General features: G+C 74.8%; 25 protein-coding genes and 1 pseudogene. 9 read left to right on the top strand and 17 right to left on the bottom strand.

Annotation, left to right across the window (positions count from 1 at the left end):
- Positions 1 to 37: 37 nt before the first annotated feature.
- The 8 genes from ACI79G_RS15665 to ACI79G_RS15700 are packed head-to-tail and all read right to left on the bottom strand — an operon-like array spanning position 38 to position 9,796.
- A complete protein-coding gene (locus ACI79G_RS15665) occupies positions 38 to 916 on the bottom strand; it encodes a DUF1932 domain-containing protein (protein WP_456882041.1) in 879 nt (292 codons plus the stop codon).
- A complete protein-coding gene (locus tag ACI79G_RS15670; RefSeq protein ID WP_456882042.1) occupies positions 913 to 1,596 on the bottom strand; it encodes an RraA family protein in 684 nt (227 codons plus the stop codon). The genes ACI79G_RS15665 and ACI79G_RS15670 overlap by 4 nt, the downstream gene beginning before the upstream one ends.
- Positions 1,593 to 2,924 carry an MFS transporter gene (locus tag ACI79G_RS15675; protein ID WP_456882043.1) on the bottom strand — a complete coding sequence of 444 codons (1,332 nt, stop codon included), beginning with the start codon at positions 2,922 to 2,924 and terminating at the stop codon, positions 1,593 to 1,595. The genes ACI79G_RS15670 and ACI79G_RS15675 overlap by 4 nt, the downstream gene beginning before the upstream one ends.
- Positions 2,917 to 5,091 carry an Ldh family oxidoreductase gene (locus ACI79G_RS15680; RefSeq protein WP_456882044.1) on the bottom strand — a complete coding sequence of 725 codons (2,175 nt, stop codon included), beginning with the start codon at positions 5,089 to 5,091 and terminating at the stop codon, positions 2,917 to 2,919. Before ACI79G_RS15680 ends, ACI79G_RS15675 begins: the two co-directional genes overlap by 8 nt.
- The gene (locus ACI79G_RS15685) at positions 5,088 to 5,939 is read right to left on the bottom strand and encodes a DUF6282 family protein (protein WP_456882045.1); all 852 of its coding nucleotides are present in this window, start codon (positions 5,937 to 5,939) and stop codon (positions 5,088 to 5,090) included. The genes ACI79G_RS15680 and ACI79G_RS15685 overlap by 4 nt, the downstream gene beginning before the upstream one ends.
- Positions 5,936 to 8,191, bottom strand: a complete 2,256-nt coding sequence (locus ACI79G_RS15690) for a TRAP transporter permease (protein ID WP_456882046.1) — start codon at positions 8,189 to 8,191, stop codon at positions 5,936 to 5,938. The genes ACI79G_RS15685 and ACI79G_RS15690 overlap by 4 nt, the downstream gene beginning before the upstream one ends.
- Positions 8,188 to 8,763, bottom strand: a complete 576-nt coding sequence (locus tag ACI79G_RS15695) for a hypothetical protein (protein ID WP_456882047.1) — start codon at positions 8,761 to 8,763, stop codon at positions 8,188 to 8,190. Before ACI79G_RS15695 ends, ACI79G_RS15690 begins: the two co-directional genes overlap by 4 nt.
- Before the next feature lie 28 nt (positions 8,764 to 8,791).
- Positions 8,792 to 9,796 carry a TAXI family TRAP transporter solute-binding subunit gene (locus ACI79G_RS15700; protein WP_456882048.1) on the bottom strand — a complete coding sequence of 335 codons (1,005 nt, stop codon included), beginning with the start codon at positions 9,794 to 9,796 and terminating at the stop codon, positions 8,792 to 8,794.
- A gap of 175 nt (positions 9,797 to 9,971) precedes the next feature.
- On the opposite strand from ACI79G_RS15700, the gene ACI79G_RS15705 reads away from it, so the two are divergent.
- Genes ACI79G_RS15705 through ACI79G_RS15715 form a run of 3 tightly spaced genes read left to right on the top strand, consistent with a single transcriptional unit; the run spans position 9,972 to position 12,815 of the window.
- The gene (locus ACI79G_RS15705) at positions 9,972 to 10,733 is read left to right on the top strand and encodes a GntR family transcriptional regulator (RefSeq protein WP_456882049.1); all 762 of its coding nucleotides are present in this window, start codon (positions 9,972 to 9,974) and stop codon (positions 10,731 to 10,733) included.
- 47 nt (positions 10,734 to 10,780) lie between these two features.
- The gene (locus ACI79G_RS15710; RefSeq protein WP_456882050.1) at positions 10,781 to 11,521 is read left to right on the top strand and encodes an SDR family NAD(P)-dependent oxidoreductase; all 741 of its coding nucleotides are present in this window, start codon (positions 10,781 to 10,783) and stop codon (positions 11,519 to 11,521) included.
- Positions 11,522 to 11,537: 16 nt separating this feature from the next.
- Positions 11,538 to 12,815, top strand: a complete 1,278-nt coding sequence (locus ACI79G_RS15715; RefSeq protein ID WP_456882051.1) for an MFS transporter — start codon at positions 11,538 to 11,540, stop codon at positions 12,813 to 12,815.
- On the opposite strand, the gene ACI79G_RS15720 is transcribed toward ACI79G_RS15715, so the two are convergent.
- Positions 12,787 to 14,001, bottom strand: a complete 1,215-nt coding sequence (locus ACI79G_RS15720; protein ID WP_456882052.1) for a CaiB/BaiF CoA transferase family protein — start codon at positions 13,999 to 14,001, stop codon at positions 12,787 to 12,789. The genes ACI79G_RS15715 and ACI79G_RS15720 overlap by 29 nt on opposite strands.
- A 365-nt stretch (positions 14,002 to 14,366) precedes the next feature.
- On the opposite strand from ACI79G_RS15720, the gene ACI79G_RS15725 reads away from it, so the two are divergent.
- On the top strand, positions 14,367 to 16,247 hold the full coding sequence (locus ACI79G_RS15725) for a S9 family peptidase (RefSeq protein ID WP_456882053.1): 1,881 nt from the start codon (positions 14,367 to 14,369) through the stop codon (positions 16,245 to 16,247).
- A 6-nt stretch (positions 16,248 to 16,253) separates the two neighbouring features.
- On the opposite strand, the gene ACI79G_RS15730 is transcribed toward ACI79G_RS15725, so the two are convergent.
- Positions 16,254 to 17,696, bottom strand: coding sequence for an AAA family ATPase (locus ACI79G_RS15730; protein WP_456882054.1), 1,443 nt, complete (start codon positions 17,694 to 17,696; stop codon positions 16,254 to 16,256).
- Positions 17,697 to 17,821: 125 nt separating this feature from the next.
- On the opposite strand from ACI79G_RS15730, the gene ACI79G_RS15735 reads away from it, so the two are divergent.
- Together ACI79G_RS15735 and ACI79G_RS15740 are read left to right on the top strand one after the other, a co-directional pair.
- Positions 17,822 to 18,247, top strand: a complete 426-nt coding sequence (locus ACI79G_RS15735; protein ID WP_456882055.1) for a DUF1810 domain-containing protein — start codon at positions 17,822 to 17,824, stop codon at positions 18,245 to 18,247.
- Between the two features lie 36 nt (positions 18,248 to 18,283).
- Positions 18,284 to 19,321, top strand: a complete 1,038-nt coding sequence (locus ACI79G_RS15740) for a glutathione S-transferase family protein (protein ID WP_456882056.1) — start codon at positions 18,284 to 18,286, stop codon at positions 19,319 to 19,321.
- Between the two features lie 102 nt (positions 19,322 to 19,423).
- Here the strand turns inward: ACI79G_RS15740 and ACI79G_RS15745 are convergent, their stop codons facing one another.
- Positions 19,424 to 19,960: an excalibur calcium-binding domain-containing protein gene (locus ACI79G_RS15745; RefSeq protein WP_456882057.1), complete on the bottom strand. Its 537-nt coding sequence runs from the start codon at positions 19,958 to 19,960 to the stop codon at positions 19,424 to 19,426.
- Positions 19,961 to 20,295: 335 nt separating this feature from the next.
- On the opposite strand from ACI79G_RS15745, the gene ACI79G_RS15750 reads away from it, so the two are divergent.
- Positions 20,296 to 20,730 (top strand): hypothetical protein, encoded by a 435-nt coding sequence (locus tag ACI79G_RS15750; RefSeq protein ID WP_456882058.1) that lies wholly within the window; start codon positions 20,296 to 20,298, stop codon positions 20,728 to 20,730.
- A 131-nt stretch (positions 20,731 to 20,861) separates the two neighbouring features.
- Positions 20,862 to 21,629 (top strand): hypothetical protein, encoded by a 768-nt coding sequence (locus tag ACI79G_RS15755; protein WP_456882059.1) that lies wholly within the window; start codon positions 20,862 to 20,864, stop codon positions 21,627 to 21,629.
- A gap of 314 nt (positions 21,630 to 21,943) precedes the next feature.
- Here ACI79G_RS15755 and ACI79G_RS15760 read toward each other — a convergent pair.
- A pseudogene (locus tag ACI79G_RS15760) lies at positions 21,944 to 22,102 on the bottom strand (endonuclease); the annotation flags it as partial.
- Between the two features lie 27 nt (positions 22,103 to 22,129).
- Here ACI79G_RS15760 and ACI79G_RS15765 point away from each other — a divergent pair.
- Entirely contained in the window at positions 22,130 to 23,527 is a 1,398-nt protein-coding gene (locus ACI79G_RS15765; protein WP_456882060.1) for a recombinase family protein, read from the top strand.
- Positions 23,528 to 23,544: 17 nt separating this feature from the next.
- Here ACI79G_RS15765 and ACI79G_RS15770 read toward each other — a convergent pair whose 3' ends face one another.
- From ACI79G_RS15770 to ACI79G_RS15790, 5 genes are all read right to left on the bottom strand, one after another.
- Complete coding sequence (locus tag ACI79G_RS15770; RefSeq protein WP_456882061.1) at positions 23,545 to 23,706, bottom strand: hypothetical protein; 162 nt, start codon at positions 23,704 to 23,706, stop codon at positions 23,545 to 23,547.
- Between the two features lie 231 nt (positions 23,707 to 23,937).
- A complete protein-coding gene (locus tag ACI79G_RS15775) occupies positions 23,938 to 24,237 on the bottom strand; it encodes a hypothetical protein (RefSeq protein WP_456882062.1) in 300 nt (99 codons plus the stop codon).
- Positions 24,238 to 24,604: 367 nt separating this feature from the next.
- Entirely contained in the window at positions 24,605 to 26,272 is a 1,668-nt protein-coding gene (locus ACI79G_RS15780) for an AIPR family protein (protein WP_456882063.1), read from the bottom strand.
- 102 nt (positions 26,273 to 26,374) lie between these two features.
- A complete protein-coding gene (locus ACI79G_RS15785) occupies positions 26,375 to 26,566 on the bottom strand; it encodes a hypothetical protein (RefSeq protein ID WP_456882064.1) in 192 nt (63 codons plus the stop codon).
- A partial coding sequence (locus ACI79G_RS15790) for a DUF222 domain-containing protein (protein WP_456882065.1) occupies positions 26,563 to 26,797 on the bottom strand: 235 nt, incomplete at its 5' end. The genes ACI79G_RS15790 and ACI79G_RS15785, both read right to left, overlap by 4 nt.

Below are 26,797 nucleotides of genomic sequence, written 5' to 3' on the forward strand. Positions count from 1 at the left end.
CCACCGCCACCTTGCCCGGAGGGTCTGACAGTTCGGTTCAGCCGGGCAGGGAGCGCAGCACGTCCAAGGCCTCGGTCAGGGTCGGCGGCACCTCCCCCGGCCGCCGTCCGGCCTGCTCCAGCCCGCGCGCGGTGCGCTCCTGGCGGGCCACCAGCGCGGCCGACATGAGCGGCTCCACCCCGGTGCCGGCCACGGTGTCGCGCACCATCCGCGCCTCGACCTGCCGGCGGCCGGCGTGCCCGACGTGGGTGGTGACGAGCATCGTGGCGAAGTCGCGGGTCGGCCAGCGGTCCAGCGTCTCCTCGACCATGGCGAGCAGCGGCTCCACGACGTCGAGCTCCGCCGCCGCCAGGAGCGCCTCGGTCCACAGCCCCTCGAGGCCCTTGACCACGACGCTGCGCAGCATCTTCAGCGCCGCGGCGGCGCCCACCCGCTCGCCGACGACGGCCGCGCTGAGGCCGGCGCCGGACAGCAGCCGGCCCGCCTCGCCGGCGTCCGGCCCGGACAGGGAGATCGGGATGCGGCGGCCGTCGAGCCGGATGCCGCCGCCGGTCATCACCCCGTCGACGACGCGGGCGGCGGGCAGCGCGGCGGCCACCGCCTCCTTGACCCGCGGCGCGGTGGAGTTCAGGTCGACGTAGAGGACGCCGTCACGGGCCGAGGCCGCGAACCCCTCGGCCGCGGCCAGCGCGGTGGCCGGGGTGACCAGCGACAGGACCACGTCGCGGTCGGCGAGCCCCGCGAGGTCGGCGACGGGCCGCGCCCCGGCCGCGCGGACCGCCCCGGCCAGCTCCGGGCCGCGGTCCGGGTCGGCGAGCAGGCGGTCGTGCACCGCCAGGTCGGCCCCGGAGGCGGCCAGCGCGCCGCCGATGACCCGGCCGGCCTCGCCGAAGCCGACCAGCCCCCACCGGGTCACGGGCGCACCTCCCCGCCGACCGGCACCTCGGTCAGGGCGGCGAGCACCCACGACCGGTCCCAGGTGCCGGCCGCGATGTCGGCGGACACGGCCTCCTCGGCGCGCAGCTGCCGCTCGCCCGCCGCGACCACCTCGGCCAGGCGCTCGCGCGGCACCACCACGACCCCGTCGGCGTCGGCGACCACCACGTCGCCGGAGCGGACGACCGTGCCGCCGGCGTGCACCGGGCCGCCGATCTCCCCGGGACCGACCTTGTAGGGGCCGAGGTGGTTGATTCCGCGGGCGAGGACGGGCAGCGGGCCCGCGGCCAGCCCCTCGACGTCGCGGACGGCGCCGTCGACGACCAGCGCGGCCAGCCCCCGGGCGGTGGCCCAGCGGGCCATGAGCTCGCCGAGCACGGCCCGGTCGAGGGCGCCGCCGGCGTCGACGACGAGCACGTCGCCGGGCTCGGCGAGGTCGAGGGCCCGGTGGACGACGAGGTTGTCGCCGGGGCGGGTGCGCACGGTCAGCGCGGGGCCGGCGACCCGCGGCCACCGCCCGCCGGGCACCGGGTGCACGCCGCAGACGCCGCCGGTGCGCTCCATGCTGTCGGACAGGGTGCTCGTCGGCAGTGCCCGGCACCGGTCCAGCAGGGCCGGGTCGGGGCTCGGGCCGCGCGGGTGCAGCCGGCAGGTGCTCATCGGTGCATCTCCTCCTCGGGGGACGGGGCGGGCGGGTGCGTGCGGGCGGGGCGGAGCGGCCGGCGCCCGCTCACCGGCAGCCCGCGCGAGCGGCGCACCATCCGGCGGCTGACCCGCACCGTGACGGCACCGGCGAGGCTGAGGGCGGCGGTCGTGAGCCAGGCGGCCGAGTAGGAGGCCTGGGCGACGAAGCCGAACAGCAGCGGCCCGGTGGCGGCCCCCAGCGACAGCCCGGTCTGCACGAAGCCGGTGACCGAGGCGGCGGCGCCCCGGTTGTCGCGGATGACCGTGAAGTGGAACAGGCCGGTCCACGCCCAGCCGGCGCCGTAGGCCAGCACCCCGCCGGCCACGGAGGCCGGCACCGAGCCCGAGGCCAGCAGGGCGTAGCCGAGGGTGCCGAGCGCGAGCAGGTTGGCGATGAACAGGTAGGCGCTGCGCCCGGGGTGCCGGTCGGCCCACCACCCGAAGCCGATCCGGACGACGAGCCCCAGCACCGAGCAGGCCGCGAACAGCAGCCCGGCCGCGCCCGCGCCCATCCCCGCGGCGACCGCGGAGTCGACGAGGAAGACCCCGGTCGGGGTGGCCGCGGCCGAGCCGAGGAACCCGCCGACGGTGAGCACCACCAGGCCGCCGCGGGGCAGCCCCTTGTCCGGCGCCCGGGCGACGGGGGCGCGCGCCGGGCCGGCCCTCCGCCCGGCGTCCCGGCCGCCGGCCAGCGAGGCCAGCAGCAGGACGACGGCGAGACCGACGGCACCGGCGACCGCCCACCGCCAGCCGAAGACCAGTGCCACCCCGGGGACGGCCAGACCGCCGAGCAGCGTCGCCGCGGGGATCGAGGACTGCTTGATGCCGAAGGCGACGCCGAGCCGGTGCTCGGTGACCAGCTCGGAGACCCCCGCGTTGGCCGACGGCTGGGCGACGGCGTTGCCCAGGCCGCCGATGGCCAGCCCGGCCACCAGCGCGGCCGGGGAGTCGGCGAGGGCGATGACGGTGAGCGAGGTCGTGGCCAGCGCCGCGGCCAGGGCGGCGCCCCGGCGTGACCCGAGCCGCTGCACCAGCCGGCCACCCGGGCGGGCCAGGCTGCCGGAGACGGTGAACAGCGTCGCCGCGGCCAGGCCGAACAGGCCGAGGCCGACGTCGAGGTCGGCGCGGATCTGCACCGCCAGCGCGCCGACCAGGAAGGCCGGCAGGACGCCGAGCACCGAGACGGCCACCGCCCGGAGCACGGCGCCCACCGCGGCCGGGGACCGGGCGCGCCGGACCCCGGCCGCGCGGCGCCGGCCGGGTTCGACCGGGTCGCCGTCGGCCTCCCCGGCGGGGTCAGCCACGCGCGGCTCCCAGCGGGCGGCCCAGCTGCCCGGCCAGCGCCAGCAGCGCCCGGTGCGTCTCGGCGTCCAGCGGGATCCCGTGCGCCCGGCGCAGCGCCCGCTCGGCGGCGGCCCGCTGTCCCGGCGTCCGCACGGGGAGGTCGGGGTCCACCGGGGCCAGCGCCCGCAGCCCGGCGAGCAGCCGGGCGGCCCCGCTGCTGATGGCCGCCGGGTCGCCCAGCCGCGCGGGGTCGAGCACCACGACCAGGTGGCTGGTCTCCGGCGGCCGGGCGCCGGACCGGAACGTCAGGTTGCCCACCCCGGGCCCCGTCGGCCCACCGGCCAGGACCGCGGTGAGGAGCTCGACCAGCAGACCCAGCCCGTAGCCCTTGTGGCTGGACCGCTCGCGGTCGCTGCCCAGCGGCAGCAGCGCGCCCCTGCCCGGGTAGACCGCGGCCGGGTCGGTCGTCGGCCGGCCCTCGGCGTCCACGCCCCAGCCGAGCGGCACCGGCTTGCCCAGGCGCAGGGCGATCTCGAACTTGCCGCCGGCGACCGCGGAGGTCGCCATGTCGAAGACCATCGGCTCCTCGCCGGCCACCGGCATCCCGAGCGCCAGCGGGTTGGTGCCCAGGTACGGGCGGGCGGCCCCGGTGGGCGCGACGATCGGCCCGGTGTTGGTCGCGGCCAGCCCGACCAGCCCGAGCCTCGCCGCGTCGTACACGTAGGAGCCGCTGGCGCCGTGGTGGCTGCTCCTGCGCACGTCGACCCAGCCGACGCCGTACCGCCGCGCCCGCTGGACCGCCTCGTCGAACGCCAGCGTGGTGACCGGGTGGCCGAGCAGGTCGTGGCCGTCGACCAGCGCCACCGCGCCGCCGTCGGAGTGCACGCTCGGCTCCCCGTCGACCGCGATGACGCCGTTGCCGATCGCGCCGACGTAGGCGGGCAGCCGGGCGATGCCGTGCGAGTCGATGCCCGACAGGTCGGCGTAGCCGAGCACGTGGGCGACGTCGCGGGCGTGGGCCGGCCGGACGCCGACGACCTCGAGCACGTCGACCGTCCACGTCTCGAGGACGTCGGCCGGCACGCGGACGTCGGGCTCCTCGACGACGGCTCCGGGGGCGGCGGCGGGGGCGGTCGCCGCGCCACCGGCGTCGAAGGCGGCCAGCACCGCGTCGGCGACCGCGGTGGTCGACGCCGGCGGGATCCCCTCCGGGGCCAGGTCGTAGGTCCACGGGCCCGACCGCAGCACGGTGTCGACCGCCGCCCGCACCCGCTCGCCGACCTCCCGGGTGGCCGGGAAGTGCCGGAGCAGGGCGGCCAGCGCGAGGAAGCCCCCGAGCGGGTCGACCTGGTCGCGCAGCGCCCGCCGCGGCGCCGAGCCGTGCGCCGGCTCGAACAGCCCGACGCACCGGCCGCGCACCGGCTCCCCCGGGTGGACCGAGGCCGAGCCGCACAGCGCCGGGGAGCCGGCCCGGCCCGCGGCGAGGTCGGACAGGACGTCGCCGAGCAGCCCCTCGGTCACCAGGACGTCGGGGACCTCGGTCCCGGCGCCCAGCTCGTAGGCCGCCCGGTCGACGTAGCGGTGCTCGACGGCCACGCCGCGCTCGCCGGTGACCTCGGTGGCGACCTGCCGCCACAGCCGGCCGGTGGCGTAGAGGTTGGCCTTGTCCACCGACACCAGCCGTCCCCCGCCCCGCCGCTCGAGCTCGTCGCAGGCCAGGTGCACGACCTCGGCCACCCGCTCCCGGGTCAGCCGGAGCACGTCGGCGGCCTCGCTGCCGTCGGGCCGGAACAGGCGGTCGTCGGCGCCGCCGTAGGAACCGCCGGCGAGGTTGCGGACGACGGTGAGCTCCCGGCCGTCGGGGAACGGGATGCCGCGCACCGACACGCGCAGGTCGTAGCGCTCCCGGAGCCGGTGCAGGGCGACCTCCGGGCGCGGGCACACCTCGGTCGGCACGCGCGGGTCCTCCCCCACCGCGCCGAGCAGCAGCGCGTCGGCGGCGTCGCAGGCGGCCAGCGTCTCCTCGGGCAGGACGTCGCCGGACGCCGCCGCGGCCCGGGCGCCGACCGGCCACGGCCCGGTCACCTCGACCGCGCCGTCGGCGGCCAGCCGGTGCAGCAGCCGCGACGGCCCGTCGAGCACCTCCGCACCGACGCCGTCCCCCGGCAGGAGCGCGACCCGGATCACCGCAGCACCAGCTCGCGACCGACGGTGGTGAGCGCCCGCTCGGTGCCCGCCTCGCCCAGGCAGGCCTCCAGCTCGGCCAGCCAGCCGGGCAGCGCCTCGGCCATCGTGGGGTGGTCGGCGTGGCCGAGGTCGCCGCCGAAGGCCAGCTGGTCGTGCGGGTAGACCTCGCCGAGCGTGGTCGACCGCGGCCCGTCGGGGGTCAGGAGATCAGGCAGGATGCCCAGCTCCAGCACCACGCCGAGCCGGGCGAGCTCCGGCGCGGCGGCGTCGTCCCACTGCAGGAACGGCATGCGCGGGTGGTTGAGCAGCATCCGGCGCACCCCGGCGGTGCGGGCGGCGCGGAAGAGCACCAGCGCCTCCGCGCAGGTGAGGTGGCCCGAGGCCAGGACCAGGTCGGCTGCTGCGACCACGTCGAGCACCTCCTGCCACGCGGGCAGCAGCGCGCCGTCCGCGCCCAGGACGTCGACCTGCCGGAAGGACAGCGTCCGGTGCACCGACAGCTCGGGGCGGGCCGCCGACGCGACGTGCGCGGGAGCCGAGACCGTCGGCATCCACACCACGCGACCGCCGAGCCGGGCGGCCACCTCCACCGCGTCGGGGTTGGCCCCGCCGACCGGCGAGTTGAGCACGATGCCGCCCAGGACCTGGACGCCGTCGGTCCCCGCCCGCTCGCGGGCCAGCGCCGCCCGCTCCGCCGTCGACCCCTCGTGCGCCTTGAGGACGGCGAGGTCGACCCCGACCTGCGCGTGCGCGCCGACGACCTCGTGGTCGAGGCCGTGCCGCGGCACGAGGCTCGGGGCCCCGTGCACGTGCAGGTCGGCGACGCCGCTGACGAGCCGGGGGCTCACCGCTCCGTCCGCGGCCGGTCCGCCGGCGCCGGGGTGCCGGCGACGGGGGACGACGCCGGCTGCGGGGCTCCCGTCGCCGCTCCGTCGGCCACCTCCTGCCCGGTCGTCGGGGCGACGTCCCGGTCGCCGCCCGCGTCGTCCGCCCGGTTCCGGCGGCGGGTGAGCAGGTGCACGAGCACGCCGGCGACGAGGGAGGCCGCGCCGACGGCGATGAACGTCGGCGTCATGACCAGCAGCGCGATGGCGGCGACCAGGAACAGCAGCCGCTCGGGGACCCGTGCCGGCCCGAACAGCCAGGCGCCGGTGACCACGGCCAGCGAGGCGACGGCGAACACGGAGGTGACGAAGGCGATCGCCACCGTCTCCGTGCCGCCCTCGAAGAGCAGCCCGACGCCGCGCGGGGAGAGCACGAAGATGAACGGCACGAGGAACGCCGGCAGCGTGTACTTCCACGTCAGCCACATGGTCTTCACCGGCTTGCCGCCGGTGATCGCCGCGGCGGCGAACGGGGAGAGCGCCGTCGGCGGGGAGACCTCGCTGAGCACCGCGTAGTAGAAGATGAACATCGCCGCGGCGAACGGCTCGACGCCCACCTGCTGCAGCGCCGGCGAGATGACGACGAACGAGATGATGAAGCTCGCCGTCACCGGAACCGCCAGCCCCAGCAGGACGACGACCGCCGCGGAGAACAGCGCGGTGAGGACGACGTTGCCGTTCGAGAAGTCGACGATGATCCCGGCCAGCCGCAGGGCCAGCCCGGTCAGGGTCATGACGCCGACGATGATGCCGGCGACGGCCATGACCGGGATGACCGAGAGCGCACCGGTCGCGCCCTGCGCCAGCGCCGACCAGATCCGCCGGGGCGTCATCCACGACCGCCGCTCGAGGAAGCTGAGCAGGAAGGCCAGCACGGTGGCGTAGACGACCGCGCGGAACGGCGTGTAGCCGAGCACCAGGAAGACGACGATCGCGGCCAGCGACGAGAAGTGGTAGCCGAAGCGGAGCAGCAGCTTCCACGGCGACTGCGTCTCGATGGCGACGGTGTGCGTCTTGTGCCGCCGGGCGTCCATCTCGATCGCCAGGACGATCCCGAGGTAGTACAGGACGGTCGGGATCGTCGCCCAGATCAGCACCTCGAGGTAGGACACCTGCAGCAGCTCGGCGATGATGAACGCCGCCGCGCCCAGGGTCGGCGGCGACATGATCGCGCCGATGCCGGCCGCCGCCAGCACGCCGCCGCCGGCCTCGGCGGGGTAGCCGGCCCGCCGCAGCAGCGGCCAGGAGATGCCACCGAGGGTGACGGTGGTCGCCACACCGGAGCCGGACACCGTGCCCAGCAGGAAGCCCGAGAGGGTCACCGTGCGGCCGGGTCCGGCCGGGGACTGCCCGAACGCGGCGAACGACAGGTCGATGAAGAACCGGGTGGCGCCGGACGCGGCCAGGACGGCGCCGTAGATGGTGAACAGGATGATGTAGGTGGCGGCGACCTCCAGCGGCGTGCCGAAGATGCCCTGCGTGCCCATGACGTTGTGCCCGACCAGCCGCGGCCAGCCGAAGTTGGCCGTGGTGAACGGCGCGGGCAGGAACGAGCCCCAGTACGCCGAGGCGATGAACAGCAGGACGACGACCGGGACCAGGACGCCGACGGTGCGCCGGGCGGCCTCCAGGCACAGCAGGATCAGCAGCGTGCCGATGATCAGGTCGGTGTCGGTCGGCAGGATCGCCCGCCGGAAGAAGCCCTGCCAGTCCGACACCATGTAGAGGCCGGGCACGAGCGAGACGAGCGCCAGCAGCCAGTCGAGGACGTTCGGGGAGTCCCGCTTGCCGGCCTCCCTGACCTTGGCCGACCGCGGCCAGCCGCGGTAGGTCAGGAAGGTCAGGAACAGGCCGACGGAGAGGAACACCGGCAGGTACACCTGCCGCGGCATGGGGTTGAAGACCCAGTAGAGGGCGAAGAGGGACAGCCCGACACCGACCACCGAGGTGACCCAGCTGGGCCAGCCGGTGAGGTGGCGCGCGGGCTTCTCGGCCTCGAACTCGGCGATCAGCGCCTCCTCGTCGATCCGGTCGGGATCGTCGAGGGGCTCGGCGCCGGGGGTCTTGTCCAGGGTGGCGACGTCCACGATGCCGCCCTGCCGGTGCGCGGCGTGGTGCGCGGCCTTGTGGACGCCGTCGTGCCGCAGGTGCTCGGCGCGGGCCTGCTCGTCCTCGGCCGTGTGCGTCCGGGCGCGGCCCGGCAGCTTCATCTTCATCGCTCGATCTCCAGTAGCACGGTGGGGTCCTCCCCCGTCACGAGCCGCCAGATCGGGACGGGGGCGGCGCCCGGGACGTGCAGGGTGCGCTCGCCCAGGTCGGTGGCGGCGATGTTCAGGACGTCGAAGACGGCGGGCCGGCCGGGGTCGGGCTCGGCCACGTGCCCGCGGCGGTCGCCGGGCGGTGCCGGCCGGGGGGCGGCGGGGAGGGCGTAGTACTCCTCGAGCACCGCCACCTGGTCGGCGGCGATCTCGACGAGGGCGAAGCGGCCGTCCGGGAGGACGCGGTACCGCTCCTCGGCCAGGGTGGTGTAGACGCTGTTGCGGTAGCTGACGGCGAACCGGTCCCCGGCCAGCGGGACCCTGGCGACCACCGCGCCGTCCGGCGTCCGGACGACGACCGCGCGGCCCTCCCCGCCGGCCGGCGCCGCCGTCGTCGCGGCGGCCCCCGCCCCGACCAGCACGGCGGCACCCACCAGCACGAGGGCGGCGAGCCACCGCAGCGTCCGGCGGCGGGCGGGCGCGCCGCCGGGGCCCGCGGCGCGAGCCCCGGCCCCCGGCGACGCTCCCACGACGGCTCCTCCTGCGTCCGCTGCCCGATCAGCCCACCGAGTCGAAGTAGGCCTGGGCGCCGGGGCAGGTCTCGATGAAGGCGACGTCGCCGGCCGTGGCGGGGTCGAGCTCCTCGGCCGCCGGGTGGACCGTGAGCAGCTGCTGCTTGTTCTCGAAGATCGTGCGGGTGATGTCCTGCTGCAGCTGCTGGTCCATGTCCTCCCGGACGACCAGGATGTTCGGGGACACCACCTGCGGGGAGGGCTCGGTCTGGCCCTCGTAGGTGTCGGCCGGGATCTCGTCGGCGAAGTAGTAGTCGCCGTACTGCTGGGCCATCTCGTCGACGTAGTCCGCGGTCGGGAGGAGCACCAGCTCGTCGGTGCTGGCCAGGTCGACGATCGCGCCGGTGGGCAGGCCGCCGGACCAAAAGCCGACGTCGACGGTGCCGTCCTGGATGGCCGCGACGGTCTCGGCGACGCCGAGCTGGGCGCGCTCGATGTCGGCCTGCGGGTCGATGCCGGCCGCCTGCAGGATGCGGTCGGCGGTGACCTCGGAGGCCGAGCCGACGGCACCGACCGACACCCGCTTGCCGCGCACGTCCTCGATCGAGGTGATGCCGGTGTCGGCGGTCGTGAAGACGTGGGTGAAGTTGTTGTAGATGTTCCCGAGCGAGCAGATCGGCAGCGGCTCGGAGAAGGTGTTCTCGCCGTTGGCCGCGTCGGAGACGACGTCGCCGAGGCCGAAGGCCAGCTGCGCCTGCCCGGAGGCCAGCAGCTGCATGTTGTCGACCGACGCGTTGGTCTCCTGGACCGTCACGACCGTGCCGTCCAGCTGCGAGCTGAGCAGGTTCGCGATGCCGCCGCCGTATGGGTAGTAGACGCCGCCGGTGCCGCCCGTGGCGAAGGTCAGGGTGCCGCCGGCCTGCGCGCCCTCGCCGCCCGTCCCGCCGCCGCCGGAGTCGCCTCCGCCGCAGGCGGTGAGCAGGAGGGTCGCGGCCAGGGCCGTGCCGAGCAGCCGGCGGACCGGCCGGGCGGGGATCGGGGTGGAGGTCATCGTTGGCCTTCCTGGTGGGTGCGGTCGTCGGCTCCCCGGGTCGGGCTCCTCCTCGTCCGGACGGGCTCGGGGCGGAGCCGTGCGGTCGGTCGCCGAGTGAAGCAGCTCACAGACAAGCTTGTCTACTGTTTACGATTTGTGCCACGCTCCGGGTGCACACCGAGGCGGGAGGTGGATGACGCAGGTGTCCGGCGCCGACCACATCCACGCCGTCCCGCTGCGCGAGCACGTGTACGGACGGCTGCAGGAGATGCTCATCTCCCGCACGCTCGCGCCCGGCGACCACCTCGTCGAGGAGCGCCTCGCCGCCGAGCTCGGGGTGAGCCGCGGCCCGGTGCGCGAGGCCCTGCAGCGGCTGCACCGCGACGGCTGGATCACCCTGCGGCCGCGCCACGGGGCCTTCGTCAACCAGCCCACCCGGCAGCAGGTCGAGGAGTTCTTCGAGGCCCGGGAGCTGGTGGAGCGCTCCGCCGCGGAGCTCGCCGCCCAGCGGTGCACCCCCGAGGACGCCGAGGCGCTGCTCGCCATCTGCGACGAGGCCGACGCCGACTGGGCGCGCGGCGTCCCCACCCAGCAGATGGCCGGGCACACCGCGCGGTTCCACCGCACGGTGCTGCTCTGCGCGCGCAACCACCTGCTGCTGGAGTTCGGCGAGCAGCTCTCCCAGCGCAGCCGCTGGTTCTTCGCGCCGCTGGTCGGCACGATCGCGCCGCGCGCGTGGGCCGAGCACCGGGAGGTCGCCGAGCTGATCGCGGCCGGCCGGGCCGCGGAGGCCGCCACGGCCATGCGGGTGCACGTCGAGCGGTCCCGCGACTCCTACCTCGACACCCAGCTCGTCGGCGACGCCGGCACCGAGCCGGTCGCCTTCCGCCGCACCCGGGCGCCGTCGGGCTCCCGGGCCGGCACTCCGGCCCGCCGTCCGCGGGCCCGCACCTGAGTCCCCATCCCCCGAGCATCGGAGATCCTGTGAGCCCTGGACGCGTCGTGCTGGTGACCGGAGCCTCGAGCGGAATCGGCCGGGCCTGCGCCGAGGCCTTCCTGGCCGGCGGCGACCGGGTGGTCGCCGCCGCCCGCCGCACCGAGCGGCTGGCGGACCTGCGCGCCCGGCACGGGGACGCCGTCCTGCCGCTGACGCTCGACGTCCGGGACCGCGCCCAGGTGTCGGCCGCCCTGACCTCGCTGCCCGCGGAGTGGACGCCGATCGACGTGCTGGTCAACAACGCCGGGCTGGCCGCCGGCCGCGGACCGATCCACACCGACGACCCGGCCGACTGGGACCGGATGCTGGACACCAACGTCCGCGGCCTGCTCAACGTCTCGGCCTGCGTGCTGCCCGGGATGGTCGAGCGCGGCGCCGGGCACGTCGTCAACATCGGCTCCAACGCCGGGCGCGAGGTCTACCCCGGCGGGGCGGTGTACTGCGCCACCAAGGCCGCGGTCGAGCGGATCACCCGCGGCATGCGGATGGACGTCCTCGGCAGCGGGGTGCGGGTCAGCCAGGTCGACCCCGGCATGGTGGAGACCGAGTTCTCGCTCGTCCGCTTCGCCGGTGACGAGGCGCCGGCGAGGGCCGTCTACGAGGGGATGACGCCGCTGGCGCCCGAGGACGTCGCCGACGTCGTCACCTGGATCGCCGACCGGCCGCCGCACGTCGTCGTCGCCGACGTCCTCGTCTACCCGGTCGACCAGGCCGGCTCCGGCAGGGTCGCCCGCCGCGGCTCGTGAGGCCCCGCTGACCGCGATGTCGACGGAGGAGGTGCCCGCCCGGCGGCGCCGGGACTTCCCCGGCTGGCGGATGGTGTGGGCGCTGGCGGTCACCGAGACGGTCGCCTACGGGGTGCTCTTCTACTCCTTCGCGGTCTTCCTCGTGCCGATGCGGCGCGACCTGGACGCCAGCACCGCGCAGCTGTCCGGTGCGCTGACCCTGGCCATGGCCGTCACCGGGGCGGCGGCCGTCGGCGTGGGCCGCTGGCTGGACCGGTACGGGGCCCGCTGGCTGATGACCGCGGGCAGCCTGCTCGGCGCGGCGTGCGTCGTCGGCTGGTCGCAGGTGCGCAGCCTGCCGCAGCTGTACCTGGTGTTCACCGGCATCGGGCTGGCCTGCGCGGCCGTCCTCTACGAGCCGGCGTACGCGGTCATCAACACGTGGTTCCGCCGCGACCGGCGGGCCGCGCTGCTCACCCTCACCGTGGTCGCCGGCTTCGCCTCCACCGTCTTCCTGCCGACGTCGCAGGCGCTCATCGACGCGCTCGGGTGGCGCGGCGCCCTGCTGGTGCTGGCCGGCCTGGTCGCGCTCTGCGCGGTGCCGCAGGCGCTGGTGCTGCGGCGCTCGCCGGCCGACCTCGGCCTCGCCCCGGACGGCGACGCGGCATCCCCCCGGCCCGCCGCGGAGCCCGGTCCCGGCCCGTCGGCGGCGCACCCGCCCGCCGCCCCGGCCGCTCCCTGGAGGGACCCCGCGGTGCGCCGGCTGACCCTGGCCACGGCGCTGGAGATGCTGGCCATCACCGCCGTCGCCGTGCACCTGGTCGCCCACCTACTCGAGCGGGGGGCGCCCCCTGCGTTGGCCGCGACGGCGGCCGGTGCCCTCGGCGCGATGTCGGTGGCCGGGCGGGTGGCCTTCACCGCGCTGGCCGGCCGGCTGGGCACCGGTCCGGTCAGCGCGTCGCTGATCGCCGGTCAGGCGGTCGGCGTCGGGCTGCTGTTCGCCCTGCCCCAGCCGGTGTCGACGGTGCTGTTCGTGCTGCTGTTCGGAGCCGGGTTCGGCGTCATCCACATCGCCCGGCCGGCACTGCTGGGCAGCTACGTGCCCGCCGCCGTCTTCGCGTCGGTCTCCGGCGGCCAGGCCCTGGCCGGGCAGCTGGGCCGGGTGGTCGCCCCGGTCGCGGCGGGCGCGCTGATCGAGGTGGCCGGGTACGGCGTGGCGTTCGGGGCGGTCGCGGCCTGCACGCTCGCCGCGGCCGCGCTGATCCTGTCGGCCGAGCGGGCCGCCCTCACCCCGGAGCGGGCCGCTCCCCGCTGACCGGCCGGGCGGTCCCGGCGGCGCGCACGGCGTCGTCGTCGAGGCCGAGCCGGCGCAGCGTCTCCTCCGTGTGCTGGCCCAGCGCGGGTGCGCCCGGCAGCACGGGGGCGCCGCTGCGCCCGAAGGTCCACGGCAACCGGACGTGCACGAGCGTCCCCTCGGTCGGGTGCTCGACCTGCTCGAAGAAGCCGACCGCGGCCAGGTGCTCGTCGTCGAAGAGGTCGTCGACGGTGTTCACCGGCATCGCCGGGACGTGCCGCTCGCGCAGCACCCGCAGCCAGTGCGCGGTGGGACGGCGGGCGAGCTCCTCGTCGACCAGCCGGTACAGCTCGTCGATGCGGCGGGTGCGCCCGCGGATGGTGGCCAGCTCCGGGTCCTCGGCGAGGTCGGGCCGGTCGACCAGCCGGAAGAAGTCGCGCCAGTGCGCGTCGGTGTAGAGCAGCACCGCGATCACGCCGTCGGCGGTGCGGTGCGGCCGGCGGTAGGGCGAGGCCGTGCGGGCGTAGCCGGTGCCGTCGGTGCGGCCGGCGTACACCCGGGCGCCCTGCTGCTCCATGAGCAGGAAGCCCGCCATGGACTCGAACATCGGCACCTCGACGGCCTGACCGCGGCCGGAGACCGACCGCTCGTGGAGGGCGGCGAGGACGGCGGCCAGGGCCATGACCCCGACGGTCTTGTCGACCACCTGGGTGCGCACGTACTGCGGCTCCCCGGTGCCGCCCTGGACGGCGGCCAGGCCCGAGACGCCCTGGACGACGTCGTCGTAGGCCGGCTCGTCGCGGTACGGGCCGGCGGAGCCGTAGCCCACGGCGGCGCAGTGGACGACCCGGGGGTTGCGGGCCAGGACCGTCTCGGCGTCGACGCCGAGCCGGGCGGCGGCCCGCGGCCGCATGTTGTGCAGGACGACGTCGGCCTCGTCGACCAGCCGGTCGAGGGCCGCCCGCCCGGCCGGCGTCGTCAGGTCGAGGACGACGGACTCCTTGCCGCGGTTGAACGTCAGGAACGCGGGACCCAGCCCGGAGCCGTTCTCGTCGCCGACGCCGCGGATGATGTCGCCCCCGGGCGGCTCGACCTTGACCACCCTCGCCCCCATCTGCGCCATGAGCACCGCGCAGTACGGGCCGAGGAACGTCGACGTCAGCTCCACGACGGTCAGCCCCGCGAGCGGGCCCGGCGACGGCGGCACGGCGTGTCCTCCCCGGGTCGGCGACGGGAGTCGCAGCCTGCCAGAGCGCTGGGACACCGGTCGCACCCGGGCAGCTTCCTCGTGGGCCGCGCGACCCCCTGCTCGCAGACGGGAGCGAGGGAAGAGCGTGCCGGGAGTGACGCCCGGGATCCGCCGACGCCGGCCTGGAGCGGAGCGCGCCGTACCGTGGGCGGCAACGGGAGCGGGGAGCGATCCGGCGGCCGGAGGACTGAACCCGTCCCGGCCCGAGACGGTGCAGGGCATGCTGCGCGAGCCGGACGCCATCCGCACGACGCTCGGGGTGGCGCGCTGTTGCAGCCGGCGCTGCTGGAGACGTGGCTGCAGAAGGTGGAGGACCTGTCACGGTGACGACGGAGCTGGCCGCGGCCCCGGCACAGGTGGAGACGGCGGCCGCGCTGGGCGACGCGCTCGTCGACGCCTGGGGCAGCTGGGGCCCCAACATGACCCCCGACGCCGCGCGGTCCGCGTTCATCAGCGACCGCTCCGGCGTCCCGCAGGTCTACATCCAGGACATCGTGCTCGACGGGCAGCAGCCCGCGGCACGGCACATCAAGCTCTCCGACGACCCGGTGACCAAGGTGCGGTGGGCCGCCGACAGCGGCTGGCTGACCGTCGAGGTGGCCACCGACGGCGGCGTCCGGACCGCGGTGTGGGTGGTGCGACCGGACGGTTCCGACGCCCGCCGGGTCGCCGGCGACGCCGAGACCCACGCCGAGCTGGGGCCCTGGACGCGCAGCGGGCACCGCTTCGTCGTCAGCTTCCCCGGCGCGACGGAGGGCGCGCCGACGTGCTCCTACCTGGCCGACCCGGCGACCGGCCGGCTCGACCCGCTGGCCGAGGGCGAGCTGATCCACGTGCTGGACGTGTCGCTGGAGGAGCGCTTCATCGTCGTCCGCGACGGCTCGCGCGGGCAGCAGTTCGTCGTCGTCGTCGACCGGCTCACCGACGAGGCCCTCAGCGTGCTGCCGCACGGCGCGACCGGCTCCACCGACGTCGCGCTGATCCGGCCGGCGCCCGAGGACCACTCCGGGCCGGTCTACGTGTACCTCGCCTCCGACGTGGGGCTGCCCCGCCGGCAGCTGATCGGCGTCCCGTTCGGCCCCAACGGCTGGCGCGGCGAGCCGCGGACCCTCGCCGCCCGCGACGACGCCGAGCTGGAGTTCGTCGACGCCGACGACGCCGGCCGGCTGCTGCTGCTGGTGTGGAACGTCGCCGGCCGCAGCGAGCTGGAGCTGATGGACACCGCCACGGGCGGGCGCACCCCGATCACCGGGCTGCCCGGGCTGGTCGCCGCCGACCCGGTCCTCAGCCGCGACGGCTCCAGCGTGGTGCTCGGCGTGCAGGGGCCCACCCGCCCGCGGGAGCTGTGGCACCTGGACACCACGACGCACGCCTGGACCCGGGTCACCTCCGCGCCGCCCCTCCCCCGGCAGCGGCTCGTCGTCCCCCGGCTGGAGACCTTCCCCGGGCGTGACGGGCTGCCGCTGACCGGCTGGCTGTACCGGGCGCCGGGCCACCTCAAGGAGCCCGGGCCGGTGGCGATCTACCTGCACGGCGGCCCGGAGGCGCAGGAGCGACCCGTCTTCGCGCCGCAGCACCAGGCCCTGGCCGCCGCCGGCATCACGGTGTTCGCCCCGAACATCCGCGGCTCGTCCGGCTTCGGGCGGGAGTTCGTGCACGCCGACGACCTCACCGGGCGCTACGCGGCGTTCGCCGACGTCCTCGCCGCGGCCGACCACCTCGTCACCTCGGGGGTCGCCGACCCGGACCGGATCGCGGTGACCGGCCGCTCCTACGGCGGTTACCTGACGCTGGCCTCCCTGGCCTTCTCGCCGGGGGTGTTCGCCGCCGGCGTGGACGTCTGCGGCATGTCGGACCTGGTGACCTTCTACCGGGACAGCGAGCCGTGGATCGCCGCGGCGGCGGTGTCCAAGTACGGCCACCCCGAGCGCGACCGCGCGCTGCTCGAGGACATCTCCCCGCTGGCCTCGGCCAACCTCATCGACGTCCCGCTGCTGGTGGTGCACGGCGAGCACGACACCAACGTGCCGATCGGCGAGGCGCACCAGATCGTGGCCGCGCTGCGGGCGCTCGACCGGCCGGTCGAGTACCTGGAGCTGCCCGGTGAGGGCCACGACTACCGCCGGGCGCACTCCCGCAAGCGGCTGATCCGCACGATCCTGGGGTTCCTCACCGCCGCCCTGGACGGCGCCCGCCGGTCGTAGCCCGGGTCAGCCGCGGTCCGCGGCGCCCAGCAGGGTGCGGGTCATCGCGTTGCGGGTGTCGAGCAGCTCGTCCAGCGCCGCGGTCAGGTCGGCGGCCGAGACGTCGAGAGCACCGTCGGCGGTGCGCTCGGCGGCGAACAGCGCCGCCCGGCGGATGAGCTCCTTGAGGAACGACGCGGTGACCCCGTCGGTCCGGTCGAGCACCTCGTCCAGCGCGGAGAGGTCCATCGCGAGGTCGCCCCGGTAGAGGTCGAACAGCGCCCGGCGGGCGTCGCGGTCGGGCAGCGTCAGCTCGACGGCCTGGTCCACCCGGCCGGGCCGCGCGGCCAGCGCCGGCTCGAGCAGGTCGGCGCGGTTCGTGGTCAGCAGGAAGACGACGTCGGCGTCCTCGGCCAGCCCGTCCATCTCGTTGAGCAGCTGGAACAGCAGCGGGTGCCGGCCGGGGTGCATGCCGCGGTCCTCGGCGATGAGGTCGACGTCCTCGACCACGACCATCGCCGGCTGCAGCGCCCGGGCCACCGAGCACGCCTCGGCGATCAGGTGCAGCGCCCCGCCGGTCAGCTGGACGACGGTGGTGCCGGGCAGCCGGCCCACCAGGAAGCGCACCGTGTGCGTCTTGCCCGCCCCGGGCGGCCCGTACAGCAGCAGCCCCCGCTTGAGGTGCTGCCCGGCGGCCAGCAGCCGCTCCTTGTGCCGGGCGACGTCCACGACCTGGCGCTCGATCTCGGCGAGCGTCCCCGCGGGGAGGACCAGCTGACCGGCCTGCAGCAGCGGCCGCCGGTGGAACTGCAGCAGCGTCTGCCCGTGGCCGAACACCTCCTGGTCGAAGGAGAGGACCTGGCCGCGGAAGACGTTCTCCCGGTCGGCGGCGGCGCGGATGTCGCGGACCGTGGCGCGCGCAGCCCCGGGGTCGGTGGACAGGGCCTGCACCGAGACCCGCGTCAACCCGGACTCCGGCTCGGCGCCGCGCACCAGCAGCGCCGTCCGCACGTCCCCGTCGGTCGTCAGCACCAGGGCGCACCGCAGGCAGGCGCGGGTGGCACCGTCCGGGCCGCTGGGCAGGTTGATCGTCGCGGCGTTGCCCGGCCGCAGACCGAACGGGTGCGGTTGGCCGCCCGCGGTGAGCAGCTCGGCCAGGCCGAAGTGCTGGTGGCGGAAGTTGAGGACGCCGACCGTCTCGCTGCGGCGTCCGCCCACGGTCAGCCACGCGTCGAGGCCGGCCTGCACGTTGACGTGCTCGTAGCCGGGCCAGGTCTCCTCCACGACGTCGCTGCCCGCGGCCGCCCCGAGGTGCCCGCGCAGGAGCGAGGAGAAGGTGACCTGCTCGTCGGCCCGGGCCGCCCTGGTCACCGCGCGCAGGCCGCGGCGGGCGAGCTTGCCGAGGTCGGCCAGCTCGAGACCGCGGTCGTCGTCCGGCGCCGGCACGTCGACCCCCGGCCCGCTCGCCACGTACCAGCTCCGCACCCCGGACCTCCCCCTCCACCCACGTGGTCGGCCGCAGCCTGGCAGCTCGACTCCCGGCGGACCAGCGAGTCGGACTTGCCCGGGACGGCGGCGCGGCGGAGCCTGCCCGGGTGAGCGAGGACCCGTTCGACCTGGAGCGGTTCGTCCGGGCCCAGGACGGCGGCGTGTACGGGCAGGCGCTGCGCGAGCTGCGGGCCGGCGCCAAGCGTGGGCACTGGATGTGGTTCGTGTTCCCGCAGGTGACCGGGCTCGGGCACAGCCCGATGGCGCAGCGGTACGCCGTCAGCGGCCTGGACGAGGCCCGGGCGTACCTGGCGCACCCGGTGCTGGGCCCGCGGCTGGTCGAGAGCGCGCGGGCGCTGCTGGAGCTGCCCGGGGACGACCCGGAGCAGGTGCTCGGGTCGGTGGACGCGCTCAAGCTGCGCTCGTCGATGACGCTGTTCGAGGCGGCCGCGCCCGACGAGCCGGTGTTCGGCGAGGTGCTGGAGCGCTACTACGGCGGCCGGCGGGACGAGGCGACGACCACTCGGCTCTGACGAGCGGACCCGCGCGGGGTCGATCACCCTGTTCGGGTGAGCGAAGAGAACAGCGGCTCGGGCTACGTCACCTCCGGGGAGTTCAACCGGGACACCAACTACATCCCCGACCGGATCACCGCTGACGGTGCCGGCGAGTGGCCGGTGGAGGCCGGCCGCTACCGGCTCGTCGTCGCGCGGGCCTGCCCGTGGGCGAACCGCGCGGTCATCGTGCGCCGGCTGCTCGGCCTGGAGGACGCGATCTCCATGGGCATGTGCGGGCCGACCCACGACGAGCGGTCCTGGACCTTCGACCTCGACCCCGGCGGCCGCGACCCGGTGCTGGGCTACGAGCGGCTGCAGGAGGCCTTCCTCGCCCGCTTCCCCGACTACGACCGCGGCATCACGGTGCCGGCGCTGGTCGACGTCCCCACCAAGCAGGTGGTCACCAACGACTTCCTGCAGATGACCCTGGACCTCTCCACCCAGTGGACGGCGTTCCACCGCGACGGCGCGCCCGACCTCTACCCGGAGGCGCTGCGCGACGAGATGGACGAGGTCATGCAGCGCGTCTACACCGAGGTCAACAACGGCGTGTACCGGTGCGGCTTCGCCGGCTCGCAGCGGGCCTACGACAGGGCGTACGAGCGGCTGTGGACGGCGCTGGACTGGCTCGAGGAGCGGCTGTCGGGGCAGCGGTACCTGATGGGCGGGTCGATCACCGAGGCCGACATCCGGCTGTTCACCACGCTGGCCCGCTTCGACCCCGTCTACCACGGCCACTTCAAGGCCAACCGGCAGAAGCTGACCGAGCTGCCGGCGCTGTGGGCCTACGCGCGCGACCTGTTCCAGACCCCGGGGTTCGGCGACACGATCGACTTCCCGCAGATCAAGGAGCACTACTACGTCGTCCACGCCGACATCAACCCGACGCAGGTCACCCCGCAGGGCCCGGACACGTCGAACTGGCTGACCCCGCACGGCCGCGAGGAGCTGGGCGGCCGGCCGTTCGGCGACGGGACGCCGCCCGGGCCGCCGCCCGAGGACGAGCGCGTGCCCGGCGACCACGGCCCCGGCGGCCTCGGCCACCGGTGACCCCTGTTCAGGGCTGACGCGCGACCGCGACCTCACCGACGCCACGGCGACGACGTCCACGGCCGAGGGGAGGTCCTCCCCGACGAGGGCCGCCCCGTGCGGTCACTCGCAGCCGACCCCGTCGCCGTCGCGGTCGAGGCGCCGGCTGTAGCCGGGGTCGCCGACGCGAACCGGGGCGGCGCCGGCGGCGCGCGCCTCGGAACAGTTGCTGTACGAGACGCTGGTCGAGACCTGCGGCTCCGGCTCGACCACCGCGCTGCCCGCACCGGACGAGCCGGATCCGGACGAGGACGACGAGCCGGAGGACGACGAGCTGCGGCCGCCACTGCTGCCGGTCGCCTGCTCGGCCGCCCGCAGGGCGCTCTCCCGCGCGGCGAGTTCCTGCTCGCGCCGGTCGAGCGCCGTGGTGCGCTCGCTGAGCGCCGCGGCCTGCTGCTCGACCTGCGCCTGCGCCGCCGCGGCCGCCTGCCGCCCCTGCTCCTGGGCGTCGGCCACCTCGTCGCTGAGCTCCCCGGCCTCGTCCTGCGCGGTGTCCAGCTCTGCCCGCAGCGACTGGTACTGCGGCGTGGTGGTCACGTCGGTCCCGTTGCTCGCCCCACCGACGCCGATGCCGAGCAGGAAGGCCACCAGAGGGACCACCCACCGCAGCCACCTCCGCCGCGTGCCGGCTGGTCCCTCGGCGGGCGGCTGGAGCGGTAGCTGCATGGTCTGCGTGGCCTGCCAGGGCGGCATCGGGCTCTGGTGGTTCGGGTCGGTCGGCATCATCGCTGTCCCCCGTCATCGGACGTGCAGCGGCACCGTACGTGCGCGCCCGCCCCTCGGTGTGCCTGCTGATCGGAGCTGCGACGGCTGGTGCCAGTGAGCTGCGTGAGCCGCTGGCAGAACCGGGCGTACGGGGTCGACGGCCGTGTGGACGGGCGCCCTCCTGTGGACGGCGGGCCGCACCGACGGTGGCCGCGGCGAGGGTCCCGGGCATGACGACTCCCCCGCTCGCCCAGGTCCCCGTCCGTTCGGCCGCCGAGCTCACGCAGCGCTGGGCCGACCTGCTCGACCCGCCGGTCTTCGCCGCCCGCAGCCTCTGGCTGTCGTGGCTGCACGAGGACGGCACCACGCTGCCGGTGGTCGTGCCCGTGGACGACGTGCCACGGGTACCGGACCTGATCACGCTGCGCGGGCTGGTCCACCTGCACGAGGCCGTTGCCGAGGGCTCCCCCGACACCACCCACCTGGCGATGGCGCTGTGCCGCCCCGGGCACGTCGTGGTCACCGCGGAGGACGACGGGTGGGCCGAGGGGCTGCACACCGCCCTCGACGACGCCATCGGGAGCAGCTGGAGCCTGCACCTGGCCGCCGGTGGCCGGGTCGTCCCGGTCGTCGAGCGATCGGCGTGGCGGCCGCCGACCGGGTGAGGCGCAGGTCGGGGCCGCCGGTGCACGGTCGACCCGACCGCCGGGTCGTCCACACGACCGCGCCGCGCGCAACGCCGGCGCGTGGCTCCCTCGACACCGCGGCCGGGCTTCGCGTCGAGCAGGCTGGGGAGGTGGCTGACGGTCCGCCCCTGTCCCTGCCCAGCGTCGGACCCGACGCGGTGCCCTGGGACACCGCGCTCGCGGCGGTGCTGGGGTACGCGCGGGGACGGCGGGCGCTGTGGTTCCGCTCCCCGGGCCATCCGGAGGGTCGGTGGGTGCGGGTCCCGGCCTTCGGCTACGAGCGCTTCGACTGCCGCCCGCAGGTCGCCGGACCGCTGGGCGACGACGACGTCCTCGTCGCCGAGGGGCTGCACGGCCGCCTCGACCCGGCGGGCTGGGCCGCGGTCCGCTCCGCGCTCGACGAGGCCGGCCCGCTCGCCGACGCCGTGGCCGTGCGGGCGGACGGGCGGGCGTTCTGGGAGCTCCCGCCCGGGGAGCTGTCGGTGCTGGAGGAGCCGGGCACGGTCGGTGCCGGTCTGCGGAGCATCGGCCGGGACGGTCCCGGGCGGCACCGCGACCACCTCTCCGCGGCGCTGCACCACCGGCGTCCGGATCTCGTGCCGCTGGTCGGCAGCACCACCCGCCGCCAGTTGCTGCCCCACGTCGAGGAGGGCGACAGCGGGCTGGAGGCGGTCGTGCACCGGGAACTGCTGGCCAACGCCGAGGCCTTCGGTGCGCTCGAGGCCGCGGCGTCCGGACTGCTGACCGCGACCGGGGGCGTCCCGCTCACCCGGCTGCGGCTGCACGACGTCCTGGTGTGGCTCGGCGGGAGCCTCCGGCTGGCGCACGCCGTCGCCCTCGGCCGGCAGACCGCGGAGTGGACGGCGCTCTCGGCCTGACCCGTGCGTCGAGGCCCCGGACCGGCCCACGGGTGCCTGCGGCCCCGACGGAGGCGGCGAACGGGGTGGCTCGGGACGTCCGGCACCCGGGTCGACCGCGGCGGCGGGCTGCTCTCGCGGAGCTCCGGAGGCGGTCCGGGCACGAGGGCGAGGGGCAGCCACACGAGGCCAGCCAGCCCCTCCGTGAGGACGGCCCCCGGCGCGACCTCGACGGGCGCTGACCGCGGTCGCCTGCACGCGGGCAACCGGCAGCCGACCGGTGCCCGGGGGTGGGTGTCGGTCGACTGCCGGCTGCGGCGGATGTCGTCGGTCGGTCAGGCGGCGGTGGCCAGGGGTGGGCCGGTGCGCTGGGGGCCGGTGCGGATCTCGGTGCCGTCGGGTCGCCAGGTGCGCCATCGGCCATCCGCCCGGCGGTCGACGCGGAACCCGTGGTGGACCTTCGTGTGGTGCCGTTCGCACAGCAGCGCGGCGTTGTTGACGCATCGCTAGTCTGCCCCCTCGTGACCACCGTCAGGGCAGCCGCCCTCTACGCCCGGATCAGCAGCGACCCCGAAGGGCGCGCGCTGGGCGTGGCCCGCCAAGTGGAGGACTACCGACGCCTGGCCGACCAGCTGGGCTGGCCGGTGGCGCAGGAGTACATCGACAACGACCTGTCGGCCTACTCCGGCAAGACCCGCCCGGCCTATGAGCAGCTGCTGGCCGATCTGCGAGACGGCCTGCGAGACGCGGTGATCTGCTATCACGTGGACCGGCTGACCCGCCGCCCGGTGGAGCTGGAGAGCTTCGTGGCCACGGTGGACGCCGCCGGGGTCCGGCAAGTGCGGTTCGTGGCCGGAGACATGGACCTGGGCACCGGGGACGGCCTGTTGATTGGGAGGATCATGGCGGCGGTGGCGGCGAACGAGTCAGCGGCCAAGAGCCGGCGGGTGCGCCGCAAGCTCGACCAGCTGGCCGCCGAGGGCCGGCCACACGGCGGCGCGCAACGCCCGTTCGGCTACGACCCGGACAAGGTGACCATCCGCCCCGACGAGGCCGCCGTCATCCGCCAGCTGGTCGCCCGCTACGTGGCCGGGGAGAGCCTGCGGTCGCTGTGCACCTGGCTGGACGCCGAGGGCATCCGCACCGTCAACGGCGGCGAGTGGCGCAGCCCCACCCTGCGCGGCCTGCTGCGCTCGGGGCGGATCGCCGGGCTGCGCGAGCACCGCGGCGAGGTGATCGGCCCGGCCGCGTGGCAGCCGATCATCACCGGCGCCGAGCGGGACCGGGTGCTGGCCCGGATGGCCGAGCAGACCATCACCGGGCGCCGGACGCCGCGCCGCTACGTGCTGTCCGGGCTGCTGCGCTGCGGCCGCTGCGGCGGCAAGCTGTACGCCTCGCCCCGCGAGAACAGCCGCCGCTACGTGTGCCTGTCCGGGCCCGACCACGGCGGCTGCGGACGGCTCACCGTGGTCGCCGAGCCGCTCGAGCACCTGCTGGTCGAGGCGGTCATCCAGCGGCTGGACAGCCCCGAGCTGGCCGAGGTGCTCACCGGCCGGGGCGGCGACGCGCTGGCCGCCGAGCTCAGCGAGGGCCTGGCCGCCGACTCCGACCAGCTCGACGAGCTGGCGGTGATGTTCGGCAAGCAGGAGATCAGCGCCCGCGAGTGGCGCGCCGCCCGGGAGCCGATCGAGCAGCGGATGCGCGACCGCCAGCGGCAACTCACTACCGCCACCGGCACCGACGCGCTCGCGGGGTTGCCCGGCCACGGCGGCGAGCTGCGCGCCCGATGGGATGAGCTGAGCCTGACCCGGCAGGCGGCGATCGTCGGCGCGGTGCTCGATCACGCCGTCATCGCTCCCGGCCAGCCCGGCGCCCGCACCCTGGACCCGGGCCGAGTGCGGGCGATCTGGCGGCTGTGACGCCGCCGGGGCGGCCCCTACCCGCGCTTCGCGCGGGGTCGGGGTCCGCCACCGCCGGGCGCCAGCAGCGCCGCCACTTTCGCCAGCGTCTGCGGGTCGGTCACCCGTACCGGCACGCCCTGCTCCGCACAGGAGGCGGCCAACCAGGCGGCCACCTGCTCCCGGCTCAGCGTCGCCACAGCGACCCACCAGGCGACAGGACAGAATGGTGATGCACGGCGCGCTCCCGGGCGTCGATCCAGTAGGGATCGACCCCGGCGCCTACGCCCTCGGTGCGTTCCTGCTCAGGCATCAGCAGGGTGCCGCCCACTCGGCGTCGTTGAGTCGATGGGCACGGGGATTGGGGTCCTACCCGCCGCTGGGCCCGAGTGGGTGACCCGACGACTCTTCCGCGCCGCTAGCACAGTAGCTCAGCCGAACCGCTTCGCCGCCCCCTGCCGCGACATGCCCAAGGCCAGCCCGATCTCCTCCCAGCTGGCTCCGTGCGACCGCGCGGACTTGACCTTCTTCGTGAGGTCGCGTTCGGCGCGCGTGAGGGACATTCGTGCCTCGATCACGTCCTGCAGCAGATAGGGCACCCGGCCGCGCCGCCACGTGGCGGTTCGGACCGAGCCACGCGGCGGCGGATCGTCGCTGTCCCCCTGACCGTCGTCCTCGTCTTCGACCAGCGCGTTCTCGTCCCACTCGTCCGGCTCGGGACTGTCCTCCACCGCCACCACCGGCGGGGGAACCGGCGGACGCGCTTCGCGCGCCGCTACGAGCAGGGGACGCCTCTGCGGTTGCTTCGGCTTTCGCCGCGCTGACTTGGGCATACGCGACGATAGCGCAACCGTAGTTACCAAGGCGCGGGAGTTATTCGCAGGGTTACCAAGGGGCGCCTGCGGCGCCCTATCCGTCCCCGACTCGCGTACGCGGCCGTCAAGGGCGCTCCGCGCCGCTACGCGGTGCCTCCGGCCCCCTTGACAGCCGTCGGACGCTGCGGTCGGCGAAGCGCAGCGACCGCAACAGGCAGTTGCGGGCCGGGGGAAGAACGCCCCGGCCCCCACGCCCCAGCGGTCGCGACCCGCGCGTGCCGGGTCAGGCCAGTCCGGCATCCTTGACGAGTTCCGCACAGCGAGTGCGGTTCTTGAAGACGTTGCCGGGATAGCTGTTCTCGGGGAACGAATCGACCAACGCCGCCACCATCAGTCGGATCGGCCTAATCTGCTGCTCTAAGAACTCGTCGACATCGAATGCCGGATCCCGGAGGCTCTGAGCACCGATCGACTTGAGTACCAGATGTGTGATGACCAAGCGGCCGTGAACCACGACCCCCAGTTCAACGCCGCTAGCCGAGGCACGAGCGATGTCTAGGAGACTATCCACGTACCTCAGGACCTTGACGGATCGACTTAGGGTCAGCGGATCCGTCGCGGCGTTGAAAAGTCGCGCATATTCCCCGCCACTTGAAGCAAACAGCCGCGAGACCTCCCGCTTGGCGATTACGGCGGGCCCGATGTCCTTGGCAGCACAGGCCAATGCCACGGCCGCCTCGCGGACGTGAATGACCATCTTGGCGTCCTTCAGCGAGGGCTTCTCCGCTTGACGAATCACATAGTCCACGCCGATGACTCGAAGCTCTTTCGCCAGTCGGTGCTGCTCCTCGTCGAGGAAGGCGAAGTCCTGACTTGAGACCTCGTTCTGAGTGTTCGCGTATCGGGTAATCCCTCGACCCAGTTCGTCGTCCGCCGCCGGGACCTCAATGCAGCGCGTCATGACGAACGTGTCTGCGAGGTTCGGCTCAGCAGTCGTACCCAACACGGACCCGAGCGTTGATACCGTTTGAGCACCATTCACAATTGAAGCGCGCACCAAGCGCATCCGGCCAACGGCCTTATTCAACTGTCCACCGGGAGCGGTCTCAATCCGCTCAGCGAGAATGGTGATTCCGTTGTTGTAGTACGAGAAGTGCTGCGGCTCCTCGCGAACAGTCTCCAGGATCCCAGCATTGATTTCGGATTTCGGGATGACTACGCGGATATTCTCAGCGAAGAGTGCGTCCCCGTGACTCTTGTACCACAGAGCAATGTCGGCGCCTGAGACCCGCCCGTAGTAAATCCTCAAAGGGTCGGCGGTGCCACCCCAGTCGAGCAAGTTGATGTCCAGGTCGACATTCTCATGCGCGGCAACCGCGAGTGAATTGAACAGCTCTGCCTGCCCGTAATGGGTGTGGGTGACAACGGGCTCGACTCCCTCCAAGTCATTCATCTCGCTCAGGAACGTCTCGATAGGTTGTGCCACCTCCGCGGCAAGCGCACTCCCTCCGGTGGACGCGGTAACCAGCCGGATCCGTGTGGAGGGCGTCGTAAGTAGCGTCTGAAGGGCACCCCGGAGCTCAGGGGATGCATGGACCGGCTCTCCCTGGCTTTGCATTCCCACCAGGGATCGCACGCCGTCTACAAATCGCAACGATTCATCGACGGCTAGGCTGCCCTGGCCATTCTGTCGCCACTTCGCCTGGGTGAACACGATCAATCTGGCATTGGGGTCGACTGCCACTGCGTCGATTCCGCGATCCTTCCCGCCATCAGTAACTTCGATCAGCCGCTGGGGCGTGGCAGCAATTCCGTCAAGGATTCGCTCCGTCGCATAGAGCGACAAGTATCGACTCAGATTGTTGACGTCGTCGAGTTCATCACGGCGATACTTCGTCGCGTAATCCTGGACCACCCGAGTCGCGATCTGGTCGACGTGAAACGTCGACATTCATCTTCCAATCTAGCCGTACGGCTGGCGACGTCAATAGGACGTATCAGCTAGCTGAGTCTCGTGTAGAAATTGTACAGGGCATCCCCGTCGGGGGTTGTCCTAGGGATGGACGAGGTTCCCCAGGTTGGTCGCGCCGCCGTCGACCCAGGCCAGGTCGGCGCACCCACAGCCGGCGAACACGCACCCGCCGTCGCGCACCTCCGCGGCCCGGCGCACATGGGCCGGGAACAGCCGCAGCGTGCGGCCGTGGTCCAGCGGCATCCCGCCGGGGCCCATCACGATCCGGGTCACCTGCCCGTCGCAGGCCAACCAGCGGGCCCGGGCGGCGGAGACCTGCGCGCCGAAGCCGGTGTCGGCCGCGCCGCGGCCGGTCGCGGGCCGGCCAGTTCCCCCACGCCGATCGTGACGATGACCTGCGGCTTGTGGCCGCGCAGGACCGGCAGGGAGCTCGCGGCGAGGGCGTTGTCGCACAGCTGCACCAGCACGTCGGCCAGCCGCTGGCTGCGGGTCCGCTCGTCGCCG

Source organism: Geodermatophilus sp. SYSU D00779, from assembly GCF_054050595.1.

Excerpts from the sequence above, each read along its gene's own strand:
- ACI79G_RS15670 (WP_456882042.1), bottom strand. The coding sequence starts at position 1,596 with ATGAGCACCTGCCGGCTGCACCCGCGCGGCCCGAGCCCCGACCCGGCC.
- ACI79G_RS15700 (WP_456882048.1), bottom strand. The coding sequence starts at position 9,796 with ATGACCTCCACCCCGATCCCCGCCCGGCCGGTCCGCCGGCTGCTCGGC.
- ACI79G_RS15690 (WP_456882046.1), bottom strand. The coding sequence starts at position 8,191 with ATGAAGATGAAGCTGCCGGGCCGCGCCCGGACGCACACGGCCGAGGAC.
- ACI79G_RS15715 (WP_456882051.1), top strand. The coding sequence starts at position 11,538 with ATGTCGACGGAGGAGGTGCCCGCCCGGCGGCGCCGGGACTTCCCCGGC.
- ACI79G_RS15705 (WP_456882049.1), top strand. The coding sequence starts at position 9,972 with ATGACGCAGGTGTCCGGCGCCGACCACATCCACGCCGTCCCGCTGCGC.
- ACI79G_RS15780 (WP_456882063.1), bottom strand. The coding sequence starts at position 26,272 with ATGTCGACGTTTCACGTCGACCAGATCGCGACTCGGGTGGTCCAGGAT.
- ACI79G_RS15750 (WP_456882058.1), top strand. The coding sequence starts at position 20,296 with ATGACGACTCCCCCGCTCGCCCAGGTCCCCGTCCGTTCGGCCGCCGAG.